Here is a 19,278-nt window from a genome sequence, read left to right as displayed (position 1 = left end):
TTAGACCTTCCTCCTATTAAGAATGTAGCAATAAGTGCTCTCCTATTGGTCCAAGCATTAAATCTGGTAAGAACGTTAAACCACTAAGTAAAATAATAAAGATGATTAATACACTACTGAAAAATAAATTATTGATTGGTACATCTTCTGTTAGATTTTGATATGTTTTTTTATTTACTAAACTTGATACAATGCTTAACTGTAAAATAATTGGAATATACCGTGCTAACAACATGACAATGCCTGTTGAAATATTCCAAAACGTTGTATTATCCTTCAATCCCTCAAATCCTGAACCGTTGTTAGCAGATGAAGATGAAAATTCATACAGCACTTGTGATACACCATGGAACTGTGGATTAGTGATGGCATCTGTTGCACCCGGTACTATAAATGCCAATGCAGAGAAAAATAAAATAAGCAATGGATGTATTAAAAATGAAAGCGCAATAAGCTTCATCTCTTTTCCTTCTATCTTCATACCTAAATAGCTTGGTGTCTTTCCAATCATTAAACTACACATAAATACTGTGAGCATGACATAAATCAACATATTCATAAGTCCCACACCTTCGCCACCAAAGACCGCATTCAACATCATTAATAATAATGGGACAAGACCGCCTAAAGGTGTTAAGCTATCATGCATGTTGTTTACACTGCCCGTTGTAAAAGCCGTCGTAATCGTTGTAAATAGCGCTGAAAGACCTACACCAAATCGTGTTTCTTTACCTTCCATATTGCCACCAGTAATTCCTAAATGCTGTAAGACGGGGTTCCCTGAGAATTCAAAGTGTAGACACATCACTAAACATGCGATAAATAGAACAAACATCGCAACAAAAATCATTACAGCATGAGGATGTACTTGCTTTTTATTTTTTAACATTCTGCCATATAAGAATACTAAAGCCCCTGGTATAAGCATCATACTTAAAGCTTCAACGAAATTAGTCCAGTAGTTAGGATTCTCAAATGGCGTCGAGGCATTTGCGCCTAAAAATCCGCCACCGTTTGTACCAAGATGTTTAATCGCTTCCATTGATGCGATTGGACCATAAGCAATCGTTTGTTTAACGCCTGACAAAGTTTCTATAACAAGGTTTCCTTTAAATGTTTGAGGTGTCCCTTGACTGATTAAAAATAAGCTGATAATAAATGAGAACGGTATTAGAACGCGCACAATAAAACGTATGATGTCTTGATAAAAATTACCAATGACATCTGTCATACCTGTCAACCTTCTCAACATTGCAATACATACGGCATAGCCAGAAGCAGCTGATGTGAACATTAAAAATGTTATGACCGTCATTTGCGTTAAATAACTTAGTCCCGTTTCTCCTGAATAATGTTGTAAATTCGTATTCGTTATAAATGAAGCCATTGTATTAAAGGCCAAAGATATGGATTGGTTTAAATTGTGATTCGGGTTTAACCAAAGCCATTGTTGCGTCAATAATAATATCAATGCCACTATCCCTGTTATTCCGTTGAACCAAAAAAAGTGTTTTAAATATGTTTTGCCTGACATATGCTCTAATTTAGTATTGATTAGTCGATAAATTACCTTTTCAATAGGATTGAATAGTATATCTATCTTAGATGGAACAATTAGAGCTACTATATATAAGTAACGACTCACGATATATGTCAACGCAATAAAGATCATTAAAAATAAAATTATACTCATTGCGATTCCTTCCTTCGTTATTAGAATTTTTCACTCCAAAATAATGCGTAAAATAAATATAAAATTAATCCGATTACAACAAATGCTAATAGTGCAATCATTTTGTTCTCTCCTCACTTTCAAGAAAAGCTTAGCAAGAACTGTATAATCATAGTATTAATATTTCAAAAAAGATATTAAGAAAATATAAAGATGAGCCATAAAATAAAAATATAAATGGATAATTATTTTAGTATTAATTAATATATACTTAAGAGGTGTTAGCATATGGAAAGTTCATATAAAAAAAGAGGAACTCTGACCATTTATTTAGGTTATAGCCCTGGCGTTGGGAAAACGTATGAAATGCTTTCAAATGGTATCGACCAATATAAAGAAGGGGTGGATGTTAAGATCGGATATATTGAGCCACATCAACGTCCTGAGACAAATGCGCTTGCCAAACAACTTCCTGAAATTACAACTTCTAGCCATAAATTCGGTAGCCATATGTTTCAGTTTATCAATGTTGAAAGAATTATTGAGGCTCAACCCGATATCGTATTGATTGATGAACTCGCACACACTAATATTTCTAAAAATCGTCATTTGAAAAGATATATGGATATTGAAGAAATACTGTCTCACGGTATCGATGTGTGGACAACACTAAATATCCAACATATAGAAAGTTTAAGTGGACAAATTGAATTAATGACAGGTATTCAAGTGACAGAACGCGTACCCGATCAATTTATTATGTCGGCAGATGCATTTGAAGTTGTAGATATTTCGCCGAATATGCTGATACAACGTTTAAAAGCTGGAAAAGTATATAAAAAAGAACGTTTAGAAACAGCGTTTTCCAACTTTTTTTCTTATGAAAATTTGACTAGATTGCGTGAACTTGCGCTCAGAACTGTAGCAGACATTATGAGTCAAAAAGAACAACAATGTAATACAAAACATACAGATATCACGCCTCATATTGCCGTTGCTGTCAGTGGTAGTATTTATAACGAGCGCGTTATTCGAGAAGCAAGACGTTCTGCCTATAAAGAACATGCCAAATTTACAGCTATTTATATCGACACCTTTGAGACACCTTCAGAAAGCAAAATACAAGACCATTATGTGCATAAAAATCTTATGCTCGCCAAATCGTTAGGTGCAGAGATTAAAGTTCTTTATGCACAAGACGTTGCAAAAGCATTAACAGATTGGTGCGATAGCGCATTTGTTACTAAGTTAGTTCTTGGGCAATCAGAAAACCCAAAATGGAAACATTATTTTAAAAAATCACTTATTGAAGAAATTAACCATGCGCCGCATTATTTCAAATTAGAGATTGTGCCTATCTATTATATAAACTCAAATAAGCAAGAACGTACACAATCAATGAATAAACCATCTTATCAAATAGCATTATCTGTAGATATAATGAAAATGCTTATTATTCAAACATTTTGTGTTCTCCTTGGTATGTGGATTTACACAATTGATAAAAATGAATCAAGCGCAATTATTTTACTATTATTCTTTATTGGTATTATCTTATTATCCATATGGACGCAATCTTATCTCATTGGATTCTTTACATCGATATTAAACGTTTTTATTTTTAATTATTTCTTTACCGTGCCAAGATTCACTCTAGAAATGTATCGATTTGAATACCCTATTACATTTGTAATCAGTATTTTTGCAAGTATTTTTACGAGTGCCATTTTAAAAAATTTAAAGTATCAGCACTCATTAACAGAGCGCCAATTATATCGTACTGATATTATGTTACAGTTTAATCAATCTATTAAAGAATCTTATTCTATAATGAAACTGTTAAATATAGCTGGTGAACAAATCCATCAATTGTTACATCAAAATGTTACGGTGTTTTTAGTCGAATCAAAAAAAGTAGTCAAATCATCTTCATTTGGACATCCATCATTTAAAAACACAAAAAATATGGAAGATGTAGAAGATGCAGAAACATTGGCTTGGGTCATCGAAAACGAACATCGTGCCGGAAGACTTACCGATACCTTCCCCGGAAGCAAATATCTATGTATACCTATAGGTAGTAATCCCGTAAAAGGAATCGTGTCCATTCAATTTGATGATAAAGATTATATCGATATGTATGACAATTCAATATTAGACTCTATGTTAAATGATTTAATGCTGGCAATAGAAAATGTATATTTACTTAAACAAACAAGACAATCGATGTTAACAGCTGAGCGCGAAGCAACACGCTCTAATTTCTTACATTCTATTTCACATGATATACGGACACCACTCACATCTATTATTGGAAACTTAGATGTGTTGAAATTTCACAGTAAGAGCTTAGATAACGCTGAAAAATTAAAACTATTAACTGCTTCATATAAGGAAGCACAATACCTGTATACACTTGTTACTAATATTTTATCTCTCACTAAGTTGGAAAGTTCTGATATAAAAGTAAAACGGACGGCTTATCTTATAGAAGAACTGTTAGAAGAATTCGAGCAAGGGTTGATTCGCAGACACCAAAATCAAAAGGTAACGATTGAAACCGAAGATACCATGGCATTCGTTCACATTGATAGCAAACTAATACTGCAAGTTTTATTTAATCTCGTTGATAACGCGTTGAAACACTCTGGGACCACTTCAGAAATTAAACTTTGCATTCATCTACAGCCATCTCGTGTACGCTTTGAAATGATTGATTTTGGGAAAGGGATTCCTGAAGAAGAACGACATTTAATTTATAAACCTTATTATTCAGGGGATTATTTTAAAGACAATAAAAAAGACAGCTTAGGACTGGGACTATATTTAGTGCAACTCATTTTAAAACAACATGATAGCCAATTAGAATACCAACCTAATCATCCACATGGCAGTATTTTTTATTTTTACTTAGATATAGATCAAATAGATATGAAAGGGTGAGATGATGAAATCTACACTTTTAGTTGTTGAAGATGATGCTGCTATTTTACATTTAATCGATGTTACTTTAACCATGAATTACTATAAAGTAATCACAGCAAGAAATGGAAAGGACGCAGCCTTTCGTATTCGAACAGAGCATCCAGATGTTATATTACTTGATTTAGGTTTACCTGATATTGATGGCTTTACTCTAATCAAGCAAATCAGAACAGATATCGATACACCAATTATTGTTATCAGTGCGCGTACAGAAGAACAAACAATTGTCAATGCGCTAGACTGCGGTGCGAATGACTATATGATTAAACCGTTCAATGTCGACGAATTACAAGCACGTATTAGAGTCGCACTGCGTGTCTCAAAAAAAACAACAACCGAAGAAAACAACTTCAAAAATGGTCCGCTTACGGTTGATTTCAATGCTAAAATGGTTTACATTAACGACCAACCAATTCATTTAACACCAAATGAATTTCAATTGTTAAAAATTCTAAGTCATCATGTTGGTAAAGTGTTAACATACCAAGTCCTTTTAAAATCAATCTTTGGTTACGTTAATAAGTGTGAAATGGCATCACTACGTGTACATATGGCTTCATTACGTAAGAAGTTAAATTACAGCGAAGACGATGCGCATATGGATAAGAAGTTAATCATTACCCATCCTAGAATTGGCTACCAAATGCAACATTTAGTTTAACTATAAATACATGTGGCGGTTGTTCATTTCGGTGAAACATAGATGTTTTGTCTATTGTAGTCATTAAATTTTCTTTTTGAAACATAAAACAACACGCTTCAAAGTAAACATATTTAATGTTCACTTTGAAGCGCGCATATTCATTATTTATACCTGATTCGCTATCTCTATTCTTCATCGTCATCATGCGCTAACAAAGCATTGACATCGATGATACCATCCTTTGCTTTTTGAGCAATATCTGCTGGCTGACCAATCATTTGTGCATTAATATAAGCTATAATCATCGGCAAATTCATTCCTGTATACAGTTGATATTTAGCACCTTGCATGATGAGCTTTGAAACTGTATTAGCTGGTGTACCACCTTGTAAATCTGCAAATACCACTACATCGTCGTCATCTTCTATCAGTGCTTTAAAGTTTTTTTCAAATGTTTCTTGTCCTTGCTCCGGTGTTAAGGCTACAGTGTATATATAATCTTGAGCTCCAAAAATCATCTCAACACTATTTTTAATACCTTCACAAAATGAACCATGACTTATTAAAATTAACTTTTTCATAATTGTATTTCACCTTTTTAAATATTTTTTATAACACCTAATGCGGATAAAATAATCGATACAATAATCACTAAGAAAATGGCACGGGTTGAATTCATTTTTTTACGTCCAAGTAACCAGTAAATTAAAAAGACAATGACTAGCGGTAACAGACGCGGCAAAATCATGTTTGCACTGTCTTGAATATTAACCGTTAAATCACCAATTTTAGGCTTCCATGCAAACTGAACACGTATCATCGTTGCAACGAGTGCACCTACCATAAAGACCCCTAATAATGTTGCGGCATTCGTCAGTGATTCTAAACGATGTTGCATTGTTGTAACCAGTGCTACGCCCTCTTTGTATGCAAATTTCAATTGTTTCCATCTAAACACAATAACTGCTAATATTGCGATAAACCATAACAATGCGCCAAATGGGTTACCATCTTGGGCCATGTTAGCAGCTATCGCACCAAAAATAGTTGGCACTAATGATGCAAATATAGCATCTCCAACTGCTGCAAATGGTCCCATTAAACCAACTTTGAACCCTTCAACGGATTCTTTTGCAGCAAACTGTTCCTTTTCTTCCATCGCAATATCAATACCGGTAATAATTGTGTTAAAGAAATTACTCGTATTGAAGAACTGTGCATGTGTTTTCATCATTTCTTTTAATTCTGGTGTATCATCACCATAAATTTTGCGTAGTTGAGGTAGAATTGTAAATAAATAACCTGATCCTTGCATACGTTCATAGTTCCAACCCCATTGGTAGAAGAACAAACTACGCATATTAATTTGTCGAAAGTCTTTATTTGTTAGTTTATAAGGCGTTTCAGGCGCCTTGCCTGTTAATGGCTTTGCATCCTTATGTACATGAGTTTTTGAAGTATCCTGTTTTTTATGGTTAAAGTTCGTCATCATCAATCTCTCCTTCATCATCAGCATGATTCAAATCTTGTTTTCCTGATGCTGACGACATAGCTGTTAGCGTAGATGTTCGTTTGTACTCTAAGCTGGCAAGCGCAAAGCCAATGGCTGCAATGGCAAGCATTGGTAAAGATGAGAATGACATTGTAAACTTGTCGTCTAAATGCGCAACAGAAGTTCCTATACCTGATAAACCATCAAACACTGTAACCATAAGCGCTGTAATAATAAAACCTAGGATGAAATACGGATAGTGTTTTTTCAAAGGTAAATAGCGCAATAAAATTGCAAAACCAACTGCAGGTAAGACTGCCCCCGCAACTGTTAAACCATCACCTAACCACTTTAGGTCACCATTCAAGTAATTGACAATGTTTTTTACCACACCACCGCCAAAAAACAATCCTAAAAATACTGGAATCGCTCGAGACAATGCCCATGGAATTGCGCCATATAAGTAGTTTCTTTGAATACCTTTATAGTCCATTTGCTCAATTTTAGCATCGATACGATGTGCAAAGAATGTATTCGTAAATCTTGCCAAAACATCTGTTTGAATCATTAGACTTGCTACTGGCACAGCCAATGTCGCTAATGCTTGTTGTGGGTTCATTCCTAAAGCTACCGAATAAGCTACCGCCAAAACAGTACCTGAATTGGCATCAATACGAGAGGCCCCACCAAATGTACCTACACCAAGAACTGTTAATTGCATACCACCACCGATAATTAAGCCCGTCTTAATATCTCCCATAATCAATCCAGAGACAATACCAGCAAATACGGGATGACCAAAAATATTAAATTGTAAATCGTCTAAAATTTGATAGCCTGCATACAATGTTAGTAGTAAAATTTGCCACCACATAATTTCCAAAACAAACACCTTCCTTCATTTATGCTTTAATTAATGACATGAAGTCTACAGCTTTATCATTTGGAACCATTTGAGAAGTGATTGTAACGCCTGCTGATTGTAGTTTTTCAAAGTTTTCGACGTCTTCATCCATCACATTAATTGAATTAGTAATTGAACGTGTTTCATTTGTTTGTGACATATTTCCAACGTTTAAATTATCAATTTGTACGCCTTGATTCACTAGTTCAACAAAACGATCCGGACGTTTCGCAATAATCATGACGCGTTGAGAATCGTATTTACCATTTTTTATATTTGTTGCAGCCTTTTCAATAGGTAGTACACTTAGTTTAATACCAGCTGGCGTTGCAAGCTTTAATGCTTGTTTATCAATATCACTTTGTGCTATTTCGTCATCAATAATCATAAAGCGTCCAACGTTTAATTTTGTTGCCCATAAATTTGCAACCTGTCCATGAATAAGTCTGCCATCAATTCTGTTAGCAATGATTGCCATTTCACATATCTCCTTTCTTAATTAAAAACATTTTAATATTACTTTCACAGCATTTTTTTAATAACCAAAACAACGATTGTTCAGTAAGTGCATAACGAATATCATGTATGTCGTTTTTTTAGATTCGTGTGTATTACTAGGTCAAACGATGGCTTGGTATCGGCTAAAAGCTTGGTATATGATTTCTTAATACATTGTGTTAAATCGGTGTTGCTGTTTGTTGATTAACCTGATTCAATGCCTTAAGATTTTTAATTCCTTCTGTCTGAAGCCATTCACGTGCTGCTACTTCTCCATCTTTAGCAAGCACTTCTGTCGCACCTTGCCACGTCGCACGACCACATAAAACACCATTAAATGTTGAACCATTTTCTGCGGCAAATTGTAATGATTTATTAAATAATTGCGAATCCATACCGGCACTCAAGTAAATATAGGGTATATGCGTTGAATTCGCTTGTGCTTTAAAGGCTTCTGCTGCTTCTTGTTGAGTCATGCATGCTTCATGACCATAGCCTTGAACAAAGTTCATATTTACCGGCAACTCAACTTTTAAAGTATCAACGCCAAATCGTGCTTCGCTAAATAACTTCATTGCACTATTGACTTTATGCGGTTTGACTAACGCGAAAGCGTCACCTTTTTCATCACCAATCTGATCATCATAAGTCAAGATTTCTAATAAAAATGGCACATGCTCAGCTTTGCATTCTGCCCCTACACGCTCAATCACTGCTTGCTTTTTTTGATTAATTTCATCTGGTTCATCAACGTCGTAGTAAAGCAAGAATTTAATTGCATCTGCACCCGCTTCAACTAGACGTTTCACACTTTGACCCTCAATCAGTCGAGGCAAACGACCTGGTTGATCTTTAATGTATCCGGTTTGTTCATAAGCTAAAATCAAACCTGCTACATTGGCTTTTGCTGCTTCCAAGCCAAACTCAGGATCTACTAAAAAGCTGGAACTCTCTGGAGTCAGTACTTCTGCAACTAATTTTTTAAAGGATGCTAAGTTTTGCGCTGTACCTTGCTTACCTAATAATTTTTTCAAGGCACCGCGTTGATCGACAGCCACTGCCGAATATATGCCGTTCTTATCTACGAGTCGACTTAAATTTTTTACAGTCATCTATACGCCCTCCTTATTTTTTAGAGTTACTATGATTTCACTTGTTTCATACCAATATATTGTGTAGGTAGGTATGTATAAGAAATTAGACCTCCCGCAGTCTAAATACTCTTAAATTTAATCCTTGTTTTCACGATGCATGATATATGTGTCATAGATAACGTATTCATTTAACTACAACGCGTTAAATTGATATTTCAATCCCACCATCAACTATTTAAATATCATTAAAAGCTGCATCTTTTTGTCGTGTGCTTTAATTTTTTGCATCAATCATTGCTTTAAATCTGCACATATTAATAATTTCAAAACCCTTGATAATCACGCCTTAGTTAAAGCGCTTTCAAAAAATGCCACGTTTTATTTTTATATACTTTGGATGTAGCTACATTGCCTCTCTTACTAAGCTGTTAGATTGCGCTCCGCTCATTTATTGAACTTTGCGCAACACATAGTCCCCTTGAATACACGTCAAATTTCGACGTTAATGAGATGCTTGAACTGGATAAATTGTGACACCTTTAACCACGCGATTAATAAAGCCATCAGGGCTTGGATTGTCAGGGTTCAGACCAAAAGCAACTGATTTTTTAGCAGCAAGTAATTGACCAAACATCAAATATTCTAAGGCCAATTCTAAATCTGTAAGTTCCGTTGAATTCGGCAACGTTATCGCATGGGTTTCATCTGTTAATTGACTTTCTAGTGTCAGAATATGATATTTCCCTTTAACTTGATTGACTTCTGCAATAATATCCTGTTCATACTGACGTTTATATGGTTGATTACTACGAAGCATAATAAAGATGGCATTATCGCTTAGCCCTGCTTTAGGACCATGTCGAAATCCTAGCGTTGTTTCTCGTGCAATTTCAACACGTCCTGCCGTTAACTCATTCATTTTGAGACTTATTTCTTTTGTCAATTCACCAATAAGACCTGTTCCAACGTAAAAGACCTTAGAAAAATCAAGCATACTCACTTGATCAACCTGTGCTTCGATCCATTCAAAATTTTCTTTAGCTTTATCAAAAAATGAAGTATTGTATTTACCACCGAATAGAATGTAAATTGCAATTAGCATAGAAGAAAAACTGGATGTCATTGCTAAAGATTGATCATTCGTTTCGTCTGGCAAAACAATTTTGAAAATACGTTCACTTTCTTCTACAGTACCTAAAAAGCCATCTTTGTTGTTGGTAATGAATAAATGATATGCATTATCTGTAAGTTGATTTGCAATTTCTACCGTCGCTTTTGTTTCCGGACTATTGCCAGAGCGTGCAAATGATACAATTAAATACGCTGTTGCATCATCTATGTATACTTCTGGACTCGTGACAAAATGCGTAGTAGGTACTGATTCAAAGTCAAATTGAGTGAATTTTTCTGTGGCACATGCCATTCTAGCTATATCTCCAACATAGGCACTAGAACCTGCACCAGTAAATATCACTTTCAACTTTTTATCCTTATTGTTGCTTATCATGTGATGCATGAACGTTTCAAAGGCATCCTGTTTTTGCGCCACAATATCAGCTGTGCGGCGCCACATATCAGGCTGCTGTTTAATCTCTTGATAAGTATATGTTTCATTTAACACTATGAAAACCTCCCGTATCTAAACAAAATCACATCAGTTTTACCTTATATTTATACTTATGACCACTTGCGATACTTTGGGTATACTCTATGAGCACATCCCCGTAGTAACTAAAGCGCTCAATATACATACAACTATCATCTACTTCTCCGTTTAACAAAGCTGCATATTTTTTATTCAACTTACTTGCAACTAGATTTTCGTAAGCGTTGGTAATTTGAATGTTATAATGTTGATTCAAAGTCTCATATAATGATACATTGTTGAAATCAAACCGCTCCAACCCCTCACAAAATCTTAATGGTAAGTAACTCACCTCATAGATTAAAGGTTTGCCATTAGACAATCGTAACCTTGTTAATTCATATACATATTGATATGGTTCAAGGTTCATTTTTTCTTGTAAAAAGGGTGTAGATACTTTAAGTTCAATGTTTAACATTTTCGTACTGGCATCATCACCGTTTTTTTCTATTTCATCCTTAAAACTATACAATTTGTTTAATAATTGTGTATATTGACTTCCAAGTACAAATGAGCCTTTACCGTGTTCTCTTTTAATTAGATGATCTTTCTCTAATCGGTCTAAAGCCTCTCTGACGGTAATACGACTAACGTTATATTCTTCACAAAGTTTGCGCTCGGAAGGAAGTTTATCTCCCTCCTGATAAAGTCCGGACTTTATACCTTTATGAAGTGTTTCATAAATTTGAAAATATAACGGCGTGTTCGCTTTCTTCAATTTTATTCCTCCTACTGGTTATAACCACTTGAATTATAACCTTTGCTTAAAAATTTGTAAAGGTTTTCATATAAATTGATATTATTTTAATTCTATAGCAGTTAAATTCACACTTAATACAATAGTATTCATATTATTTTAAACGGAATTACCAATATTCAGTTATACTTAAATTTTTTTACATATCGATTTATCTGGATATAACCACTTTTTAAATGTCCAGTAATGAATAACTTTTGATGCTTTAGCACAAATGTTATCCTTGAAATGCATTGTTCTTTTTTTACTTACTATGGCCATTTTATGTAAATTTATAATTGATACGCTTTACTCAAAATTGCTATTGGGAACATACAATACTTTTTTTAGATCATAGTTAAAAGTATTTGAGACATCATTATATTTTAGTCTATAAACTAATATTGACATTCAGCCTTGCCGTAGTTCTGAACCGCGCTCTATAAATATCATAAGTATGTTCTGAAGTGCTATACTAAAAATTGTCACAAATTTTTAGAGGTATAGATATAACCCCTTGTTGCAGTATTTTGAAAGGGTCAAGTGTAATTTAACGCTACTTTCTAGCAATGCTATCACTTGTAAATTTTTAGCAAAACATTATACTGAAAGAAAATTATTATTATTTATTTTGAATAGATATTTTTAATATTGTACATTCAAATTAAATCAAATAGTTAGGAGAATTAGTTATGAAAGCATTTGGTAAAAAAGTTGTATTAATCGGGGATGGATCAGTAGGTTCAAGCTACGCATTTGCAATGGTAACGCAAAGTGTAGCTGATGAATTTGTGATTATTGATATTGCAACGGATAAAGTCAATGCTGATGTTCAAGATTTAAACCATGGGACAGCCCATTGTCCTTCTCCAGTTAACATAAGTGCGGGTACATATTCAGACTGTAAAGATGCTGATTTAGTGGTCATTACAGCTGGTGCACCGCAAAAACCTGGTGAAACACGTTTACAATTAGTAGAGAAAAACGCTAAAATCATGAAAGATATTGTGAAAAGCGTGATGGATAGTGGCTTTGACGGCTACTTCTTAATTGCAGCAAATCCAGTTGATATCCTAACACGCTTCATTAAAGAATATACAGGCCTACCAGCAGAACGCGTTATTGGTTCAGGCACTGTACTAGATAGTGCACGTTTACAATATTTAATCAGTCGAGAATTCGACGTGGCACCTGCAAGTGTAAATGCTAGTATTATCGGTGAACATGGTGATTCTGAATTAGCCGTATGGTCACAAGCTAACATCGCTGGTATGCCAGTATTCGAAGCACTAAAAGAAAAAACCGGTAGTGAAGCCAAAGCTGAAGAAATTTATGTCAATACTCGTGATGCTGCCTATGAAATTATACAAGCGAAAGGTTCAACATATTATGGTATTGCTTTAGCATTAATGCGTATTTCAAAAGCAATTTTAAACAACGAAAATAACGTATTAAATGTATCAACACAACTTACAGGCCAATACGGTGGATATCGTGACGTGTATGTAGGTGTGCCAACATTGGTCAATCAAGATGGAGCAGTTAAAATATATGAACTGCCATTAGATGAAAAAGAAAAAGCGCTATTTGATCAATCTGTCAAAACATTAGAAGATATATATAACTCAATTAAATATCTATTAGAAGATAAATAACACTACTGAAAACAATCCACATAATCAATGATTTGAGCCCAACACTGTCGATGATCGATAATGTTGGGCTTATTTATAATACTTTATATTTCATATATACAACTATTTCAAGTACATTCCAGCTTGCATCATTGTCTTTTTTACCCTTAAACTGATTGTCTGAAAATAATCTAAATTGTTATCAGTGATTACCGTTTGGCCATACTTTGAAGTTAAAAATATGATTGCACTTTTTCATATATAGCGTTTTATAGCCTTCATTTTTAAATTCATAGCACGTTTACACGAATATCAAGTTGAAACATAATGATATCATTGGATAAAGCAAAACTGCAGAAAAACAACATGTTCATTTGTTATTTCCCTACAGTTGATAACTAACATATATCCTAACTACATCCTTATTAGACAACATCATCATACTTCGATATCCTGAATATGCTTTAAATCATCGCTTATATCATTTAATTCAGACATTGCACTTTTCACCCAATCTCCTTGAGCCGCATTTTTAAATTCACCTTCAAATTTTTTAAAATGATTCACCATTTGGTCAAGTAATATTTTTTCATCACTTTTTAGCTTATTCTGATGGTCATGATGCATTCGATCATGTTCTGGTGCAATAACCGTTCTAATTTGTTCTTTTTCCATCATTCCTCCCATTACTGCTAAATCTGGTATGGCATTCGAACCTCGTATCATGCTTATTCATCTCCTTCAATTCTGGCAGATTGTTTTAAGTAGTCTCTTCTTAATGTATCTTTATCATCTTCTAATTTCATTTCTTGATGTCTGATACGCTGATTCATTTCTCCATCAAATGCTTCTATAATACGCATCATCTTGATAGTAGCTGCTTCACTATAATTCAGTTTATGTTTGAGATATAAGAAGTGATCATACATTTGTTCACATTTTCGGCGCGTTTGATGTTTTAGTTCATAAAGTTGATTTAATTCATCATTTAATTTTTTTCTTTCTACATCAAAGGCATTTTCAAGATCACTTAATTTTTTATATTCTGTAAACATCACATAATACCACCTATTTGACTTGCTAACGCTTTATCCTTTTCAACAATTGCATGAATGCTCTGTTTAATTTTAGCTATATAATCATCACAATTTTTAGAAACATCATTTAATTTTTTTAACTTATTATCTATTTTTCTTTGGGGATCCGTTTCAAGTTTACTTTCATACGCGCCACCTGCCCGTAATTCATCTATGACCTCTGCAAAGGTTAGTTTTTCAGCAATTTCATTCCCAGCTTCTTGAGCTTTTTTCCAATTTTCTCCAAACTTATGTGCCATCGATTGATACATTTTTTTCAAATGTTGACTCTCTTCATCAACCAATTGGCTTAATCCTTGGGCGATAGTTAATGCCGTTAAAGATTCTAATAATTGTTGTTGAGATGAAGAGAGCGCCCCACCATTCGTTTGAATCCAATTCGCTCTCAGCGTCTCTACTTTATCTAGTCTACGTCTCGTTTGCTTACGAACTGATTTAAATGATTTATTATTTGCGTCTTGGTATCCTTTGACTCTTTTTAATTCGGCTAATATTTTAGCTTGTGTCCCTTTGATTAAAAAACCATCCATTGAATGGCCTTCTCCATTTTTTATCACTATTTTTTCTCCGGCAGTTTCATACATAAGATCGCGAACACCTGCATCTAATATATCTTGATTAGACACGAATCTCACAATATGACCATCATACTTTTCAATCATTTTTTTAAGTTCTTCCCCATCGTCATAAAGTATACTCACATCTTTGACCGCCAATGGTGCTGGATTATACACAACGATATGTTTAATGTCATTACTCGTACCTAAAATTATCGCATCTCTACCACCTAAAGAATGTCCTGTAATTGTATCAATATCATAGTCTTTTTTGATTCCTTTAATAAAGTCTTGGGTATTTTTATAATGTGGATCTTTATCCGTGACGGAATGGAGTCCAATATTGATATCTGCCCGAATATCATTTAGCGTTTCATACACATCTCTATAGTCTTGAGGAGAAGCAATGCCAAACGCTTGTTTTAACATTGCACCTTTGTGTAAATTGGTGCCTGTCATACCTAAAGTAACTTTTCCTGTCTCTTTATTTAAAAAAGCACTTGTGGTCGTACCTGTTTTTGGATCGGTATAACTATCAACGTATTCTAAGTTCCCAGGAAAATTATTATTTCTTTTTAAAGCTTTAATTTGCTTGTTAATTTTGCCTTTGTCTAAACCATTATCATTCGCATTTTCTATTTCATAACTTATTTTGGATACCGAACTTGTTTCTTCAGAGTTACTTGTTATATTGCCAGGGTTTATTTGATATTCTATCTGACTCATGATTTATTATCCTCACTTGGGGTAAATTGTACCGCATCTGCAAAATAGATGTTTTCTTTTTTATTTTCTACAAAGGTAAATTCAAGACTTTTAGATCCTACGGATGAGCCTTTTAAATCGCCATCGCCTTTCAATTTTAATTCAGGCGCTTGTTTCGTTGGGATATTATATCGTTTTCTTAACTGTTGTACATTATAATCATCATTATTCAACTGATATTTGGCGGAATAACTTGGCACATTTGGATTGTATGAAATATCTCCATTTTTATAATCTTTAAAATCTTTAAAGCTACCATATTGTACAAAAAACTTAAAGTTTTCAATTTCTTTTTTTAACTTATCATTCGGTATTGGCTTCGTTGGAATAATTTTATTATGCGCCATTTTCACTGGATATCTCTTTTCATCATCCTTTGGTCTACCGTTATTATCATATGTTGTTTCACTTATAAAATAATACCCTTTTGTTGTTCTAGTATTACGATTTATATAGAGCACCATTCCTCTAGATTCCATATTCTTACCTTTTGGTCCAATAACCATTTCAGAATTAACGATCCAAGTGCCTTTATCTCCTTTATCAAATTCTTGATCTCGAAAGCCTTCTTTATCGTAAAAATCTTCAAGATTTTTAGTTGGATATACACTTAATGTTTTATTAAATGTTTCCTTAATTTGAGCATTTCGACTATTTGTTTTTGTCAATATAACACAACCTCCAATAAATATAATAAGTAGGATCAAACATATACCGAGCTTTAACTTCCTTGACTGTCGCATCCCTTCACATCCTTATATTTTCTATATATAAATGATATATTCATACAAATTTTTTAATGATACCAATTTCACTTTCATATTAGCAAACAATGCATAAGCAATCAATTTAATTTATTTTTGTATGATTTATTTATAATTATATTACACAAAAAAGCGCATCATTTATGACACGCTTCTAATCAATATTCAGTTTTGATACACTATTTGTTTCTTCAGAGATACTCGTTATATTGTCAGACTTTATTTGATATTCCGTTTGATTCATGATTTATTATCCTTACTTGGAGTAAATTGTACAGAATCTGTAAAAAAGATATTTTCTTTTTTATTTTCTACAAAGGTAAATTCTAAATCTTTAGATCCTATGGATGAGCCTTTTAAATCGCCATCACCTTTCAACTTTAATTCAGGAGCTTGTTTGGTTGGGATATTATATCGTTTTCTTAATTGTTGTACATTATAATCATCATTACTCAACAGATATTTTGCGGAATAACTTGGCACATTTGGATTGTATGAAATATCTCCATTTTTATAATCTTTAAAATCTTTAAAGTTGCCATATTGTACAAAAAATTTGAAGTTTTCTATTTCTTTTTTTAACTTATCATCTGGGATTCGCTTTGTTGGAATAATTTTATTATGCGCCATTTTCACTGGATATCTCTTTTCATCATCCTTTGGTCTACCGTTACTATCATATGTTGTTTCACTTATAAAATAATACCCTTTTGTTGTTCTAGTATTACGATTTATATAGAGCACCATTCCTCGGGATTCCATATTCTTACCTTTGGGTTCAATAACCATTTCAGAATTAACTATCCAAGTTCCTTTATCACCTTTTTCAAATTCTTGATCTCGAAAGCCTTCTTTATCGTAAAAATCTTCAAGATTTTTAGTTGGATACATACTTAATGTTTTATTAAAACTTTTTTTAATTTGAGCTTCTTTGTTAAAAGGTCCACACCCTCCAACAAAAATGACTAAGATAAACAAACTTGCACATAACTTTAGTTTTTTTGAATGCTCCATTTTTTCACACCCCCATATTATTCTATATACTACGCTTGGTCTGTTTAGAATAACCTATTATGTCTCTAGATTTGATATTCAGAGTTTGACTCATGATTTATTAACCTCACTTGGAGTAAATTGTACAGAATCTGTAAAAAAGATATTTTCTTTTTTATTTTCTACAAAGGTAAATTCTAGATCTTTAGATCCTATGGATGATCCTTTTAAATCGCCATAGCCCTTCAACTTTAATTCAGGGGCTTGTTTGGTTGGGATATTATATCTCTTCCTTAACTGTTGTACATTATAATCATCATTATTCAACAGATATTTTGCAGAATAACTTGGCACATTTGGATTGTATGAAATATCTCCATTTTTATAATCCTTAAAATCTTTAAAGTTACCGTATTGTACAAAAAACTTAAAGTTTTCTATTTCTTTTTTTAACTTATCATTCGGTATTGGCTTTATTGGGATAATTTTATTATGTTCCATTTTCACTGGATATTTTTTATCTTTATTATGCACATATCCTTTTTTGTCTTCTGTTATCTCGCTTATTAAAAAATATCCTTTCGTTGTTCTAGTATTGCGATTTACATGTAGCACCATTCCTCTAGATTCCATATTTCTACCTTTTGGCTCGATAACCATTTCAGAATGAATGATCCAAGTGCCTTTATCTCCTTTATCAAATTCTTGATCTCGAAAGCCTTCTTTATCGTAGAAATCCTCGAGATTCTTGGTTGGATACAAGCTTAATGTTTGATTAAATGTTTTCTTAATTTGAGCATTTCGACTATTTGTTTTTGTCAAGATGATACAACTTCCAATCAATATAATAAGTAGGATTAAACATATACCGAGCTTTAACTTCCTTGACTGTCGCATCTCTTCACATCCTTATATTTTTCTCAACATATGATATATTTATAAAATTTGATTTTATGATACTAATTTCTCTTTCATGTTAGCAATCAATTCATAAGCAATCAATTTAATTTGTTTTTGTATGATTTATTTATAATTATATTACACAAAAAGCGCATCATTTATGACACGCTTCTAATCAATATTCAGTTTTGATACACTATTTGTTTCTTCAGAATTACTTATTAATTTTCTGTTAATGTTGGATATTCAGTTTTGCTCATGATTCATCACGCTCAGTAGGTTTGAAATTAATACTATCCGTAAAAAAGATATTTTCTTCTTGATTTTCTACAAAAGTGAATTCTAGGTTTTTATGCCCTACAGATGACCCTTTCAAGTCGCCATCACCTTTCAACAGTAGTTTCGGTGCTTGTTTCGTTGGGATATTATATCGTTTTCTTAACTGTTGTACATTATAATCATCATTACTTAACTGATATTTGGCGGAATAACTCGGTACATTTGGATTGTATGAAATATCTCCACCTTTGTAATCATTCAAATCTTTAAATTTGCCATATTGTACAAAAAATTTAAAGTTTAGGATATAGCTTTAATGTCTTATTAAAGCTTTGTTTGATTTGTGCCTCTCTGCTAAACTCTTTTTTACTACTTTCTGTTTTAGTGTTTTCTTTTTGGCTGCTTCCACATCCACTAATACAAAATATTAACAGTAAAAAAACGATACTCAGACTTAATCTCTTTAAATGTTTCATCCTTCCACCCCTTTTTTACATTAATTTCTCTTTTATAGTACCAAACAATATTTATATAATCTATTTTAATTTTTATATAATGCGTATTTAACATAAAAGTGCACCTATAACAATACAAATGTAGTCTGAACTACTACGTTTTAA

The 19,278-nt window shown here is 33.1% G+C and carries 20 protein-coding genes and 1 pseudogene; 3 read left to right on the top strand and 18 right to left on the bottom strand.

What is annotated here, in order from left to right; all coding sequences use genetic code 11:
* Positions 1–16 precede the first annotated feature (16 nt).
* Both kdpA and AL499_RS07130 read right to left on the bottom strand, forming a co-directional pair.
* Complete coding sequence (kdpA, locus tag AL499_RS07135; RefSeq protein WP_002491951.1) at positions 17–1,693, bottom strand: potassium-transporting ATPase subunit KdpA; 1,677 nt, start codon at positions 1,691–1,693, stop codon at positions 17–19.
* Positions 1,694–1,713: 20 nt separating this feature from the next.
* A complete protein-coding gene (locus AL499_RS07130; protein WP_002491980.1) occupies positions 1,714–1,794 on the bottom strand; it encodes a potassium-transporting ATPase subunit F in 81 nt (26 codons plus the stop codon).
* A 166-nt stretch (positions 1,795–1,960) separates the two neighbouring features.
* On the opposite strand from AL499_RS07130, the gene AL499_RS07125 reads away from it, so the two are divergent.
* Together AL499_RS07125 and AL499_RS07120 are read left to right on the top strand one after the other, a co-directional pair.
* Entirely contained in the window at positions 1,961–4,615 is a 2,655-nt protein-coding gene (locus tag AL499_RS07125; RefSeq protein WP_002491965.1) for a sensor histidine kinase, read from the top strand.
* Between the two features lie 4 nt (positions 4,616–4,619).
* Positions 4,620–5,318, top strand: a complete 699-nt coding sequence (locus AL499_RS07120) for a response regulator transcription factor (RefSeq protein ID WP_002491992.1) — start codon at positions 4,620–4,622, stop codon at positions 5,316–5,318.
* On the opposite strand, the gene AL499_RS07115 is transcribed toward AL499_RS07120, so the two are convergent.
* The 8 genes from AL499_RS07115 to AL499_RS07080 form a co-directional block, all read right to left on the bottom strand.
* Entirely contained in the window at positions 5,284–5,496 is a 213-nt protein-coding gene (locus AL499_RS07115) for a hypothetical protein (protein ID WP_131512939.1), read from the bottom strand. The two genes, AL499_RS07120 and AL499_RS07115, sit on opposite strands and share 35 nt — an antisense overlap.
* Positions 5,486–5,881, bottom strand: a complete 396-nt coding sequence (locus AL499_RS07110; protein ID WP_002491960.1) for a PTS sugar transporter subunit IIA — start codon at positions 5,879–5,881, stop codon at positions 5,486–5,488. Before AL499_RS07110 ends, AL499_RS07115 begins: the two co-directional genes overlap by 11 nt.
* Before the next feature lie 17 nt (positions 5,882–5,898).
* Positions 5,899–6,789 carry a PTS system mannose/fructose/sorbose family transporter subunit IID gene (locus AL499_RS07105; RefSeq protein ID WP_002491986.1) on the bottom strand — a complete coding sequence of 297 codons (891 nt, stop codon included), beginning with the start codon at positions 6,787–6,789 and terminating at the stop codon, positions 5,899–5,901.
* Entirely contained in the window at positions 6,776–7,675 is a 900-nt protein-coding gene (locus tag AL499_RS07100; RefSeq protein ID WP_002460936.1) for a PTS mannose/fructose/sorbose/N-acetylgalactosamine transporter subunit IIC, read from the bottom strand. The genes AL499_RS07105 and AL499_RS07100 overlap by 14 nt, the downstream gene beginning before the upstream one ends.
* 19 nt (positions 7,676–7,694) lie before the next feature.
* Positions 7,695–8,174, bottom strand: a complete 480-nt coding sequence (locus AL499_RS07095) for a PTS sugar transporter subunit IIB (RefSeq protein ID WP_002460937.1) — start codon at positions 8,172–8,174, stop codon at positions 7,695–7,697.
* A gap of 199 nt (positions 8,175–8,373) precedes the next feature.
* Complete coding sequence (locus AL499_RS07090; RefSeq protein ID WP_002460938.1) at positions 8,374–9,306, bottom strand: tagatose 1,6-diphosphate aldolase; 933 nt, start codon at positions 9,304–9,306, stop codon at positions 8,374–8,376.
* A gap of 484 nt (positions 9,307–9,790) precedes the next feature.
* Complete coding sequence (locus tag AL499_RS07085; protein WP_002491973.1) at positions 9,791–10,909, bottom strand: SIS domain-containing protein; 1,119 nt, start codon at positions 10,907–10,909, stop codon at positions 9,791–9,793.
* Positions 10,910–10,937: 28 nt separating this feature from the next.
* On the bottom strand, positions 10,938–11,651 hold the full coding sequence (locus tag AL499_RS07080; protein ID WP_002460941.1) for a GntR family transcriptional regulator: 714 nt from the start codon (positions 11,649–11,651) through the stop codon (positions 10,938–10,940).
* Positions 11,652–12,361: 710 nt separating this feature from the next.
* Between AL499_RS07080 and AL499_RS07075 the strand changes: the two genes are divergently transcribed.
* Positions 12,362–13,324, top strand: coding sequence for an L-lactate dehydrogenase (locus AL499_RS07075; RefSeq protein ID WP_002460942.1), 963 nt, complete (start codon positions 12,362–12,364; stop codon positions 13,322–13,324).
* A gap of 417 nt (positions 13,325–13,741) precedes the next feature.
* Here AL499_RS07075 and AL499_RS07070 read toward each other — a convergent pair whose 3' ends face one another.
* The 8 genes and pseudogenes from AL499_RS07070 to AL499_RS12740 form a co-directional block, all read right to left on the bottom strand.
* Positions 13,742–14,029, bottom strand: coding sequence for a hypothetical protein (locus AL499_RS07070; RefSeq protein ID WP_002491975.1), 288 nt, complete (start codon positions 14,027–14,029; stop codon positions 13,742–13,744).
* A gap of 2 nt (positions 14,030–14,031) precedes the next feature.
* Positions 14,032–14,358: a hypothetical protein gene (locus AL499_RS07065; protein WP_037540704.1), complete on the bottom strand. Its 327-nt coding sequence runs from the start codon at positions 14,356–14,358 to the stop codon at positions 14,032–14,034.
* Entirely contained in the window at positions 14,358–15,683 is a 1,326-nt protein-coding gene (locus tag AL499_RS12660; protein WP_037540703.1) for an alpha/beta hydrolase family protein, read from the bottom strand. Before AL499_RS12660 ends, AL499_RS07065 begins: the two co-directional genes overlap by 1 nt.
* Positions 15,680–16,465 carry a tandem-type lipoprotein gene (locus AL499_RS07055; protein ID WP_002460948.1) on the bottom strand — a complete coding sequence of 262 codons (786 nt, stop codon included), beginning with the start codon at positions 16,463–16,465 and terminating at the stop codon, positions 15,680–15,682. Before AL499_RS07055 ends, AL499_RS12660 begins: the two co-directional genes overlap by 4 nt.
* 261 nt (positions 16,466–16,726) lie before the next feature.
* The gene (locus AL499_RS07050; protein WP_037540702.1) at positions 16,727–17,500 is read right to left on the bottom strand and encodes a tandem-type lipoprotein; all 774 of its coding nucleotides are present in this window, start codon (positions 17,498–17,500) and stop codon (positions 16,727–16,729) included.
* A gap of 90 nt (positions 17,501–17,590) precedes the next feature.
* The gene (locus tag AL499_RS07045; RefSeq protein ID WP_002492016.1) at positions 17,591–18,376 is read right to left on the bottom strand and encodes a tandem-type lipoprotein; all 786 of its coding nucleotides are present in this window, start codon (positions 18,374–18,376) and stop codon (positions 17,591–17,593) included.
* Positions 18,377–18,635: 259 nt separating this feature from the next.
* Positions 18,636–18,965: pseudogene (locus AL499_RS12745) on the bottom strand (Csa1 family protein); the annotation flags it as partial.
* Positions 18,952–19,134, bottom strand: coding sequence for a Csa1 family protein (locus AL499_RS12740; protein ID WP_002492017.1), 183 nt, complete (start codon positions 19,132–19,134; stop codon positions 18,952–18,954). The gene AL499_RS12740 and the pseudogene AL499_RS12745, both read right to left, overlap by 14 nt.
* Positions 19,135–19,278 lie beyond the last annotated feature (144 nt).

This window comes from Staphylococcus lugdunensis, from assembly GCF_001558775.1.
Classification (GTDB): Bacteria; Bacillota; Bacilli; order Staphylococcales; family Staphylococcaceae; genus Staphylococcus; species Staphylococcus lugdunensis.
The sequence above is the reverse complement of the archived record's forward strand: the minus strand, read 5'-3'. Positions and strand labels throughout refer to the sequence as shown.

Coding starts and splice junctions, on each gene's coding strand:
- AL499_RS07090 (WP_002460938.1), bottom strand. CDS start 9,306: ATGACTGTAAAAAATTTAAGTCGACTCGTAGATAAGAACGGCATATAT.
- AL499_RS07065 (WP_037540704.1), bottom strand. CDS start 14,358: ATGTTTACAGAATATAAAAAATTAAGTGATCTTGAAAATGCCTTTGAT.
- kdpA (WP_002491951.1), bottom strand. CDS start 1,693: ATGAGTATAATTTTATTTTTAATGATCTTTATTGCGTTGACATATATC.
- AL499_RS07070 (WP_002491975.1), bottom strand. CDS start 14,029: ATGATACGAGGTTCGAATGCCATACCAGATTTAGCAGTAATGGGAGGA.
- AL499_RS07050 (WP_037540702.1), bottom strand. CDS start 17,500: ATGGAGCATTCAAAAAAACTAAAGTTATGTGCAAGTTTGTTTATCTTA.
- AL499_RS07125 (WP_002491965.1), top strand. CDS start 1,961: ATGGAAAGTTCATATAAAAAAAGAGGAACTCTGACCATTTATTTAGGT.
- AL499_RS07095 (WP_002460937.1), bottom strand. CDS start 8,174: ATGGCAATCATTGCTAACAGAATTGATGGCAGACTTATTCATGGACAG.
- AL499_RS07045 (WP_002492016.1), bottom strand. CDS start 18,376: ATGCGACAGTCAAGGAAGTTAAAGCTCGGTATATGTTTAATCCTACTT.
- AL499_RS07075 (WP_002460942.1), top strand. CDS start 12,362: ATGAAAGCATTTGGTAAAAAAGTTGTATTAATCGGGGATGGATCAGTA.
- AL499_RS07115 (WP_131512939.1), bottom strand. CDS start 5,496: ATGAAGAATAGAGATAGCGAATCAGGTATAAATAATGAATATGCGCGC.
- AL499_RS07055 (WP_002460948.1), bottom strand. CDS start 16,465: ATGCGACAGTCAAGGAAGTTAAAGCTCGGTATATGTTTGATCCTACTT.
- AL499_RS12740 (WP_002492017.1), bottom strand. CDS start 19,134: ATGAAACATTTAAAGAGATTAAGTCTGAGTATCGTTTTTTTACTGTTA.
- AL499_RS07105 (WP_002491986.1), bottom strand. CDS start 6,789: ATGACGAACTTTAACCATAAAAAACAGGATACTTCAAAAACTCATGTA.
- AL499_RS07130 (WP_002491980.1), bottom strand. CDS start 1,794: ATGATTGCACTATTAGCATTTGTTGTAATCGGATTAATTTTATATTTA.
- AL499_RS12660 (WP_037540703.1), bottom strand. CDS start 15,683: ATGAGTCAGATAGAATATCAAATAAACCCTGGCAATATAACAAGTAAC.
- AL499_RS07120 (WP_002491992.1), top strand. CDS start 4,620: ATGAAATCTACACTTTTAGTTGTTGAAGATGATGCTGCTATTTTACAT.
- AL499_RS07110 (WP_002491960.1), bottom strand. CDS start 5,881: ATGAAAAAGTTAATTTTAATAAGTCATGGTTCATTTTGTGAAGGTATT.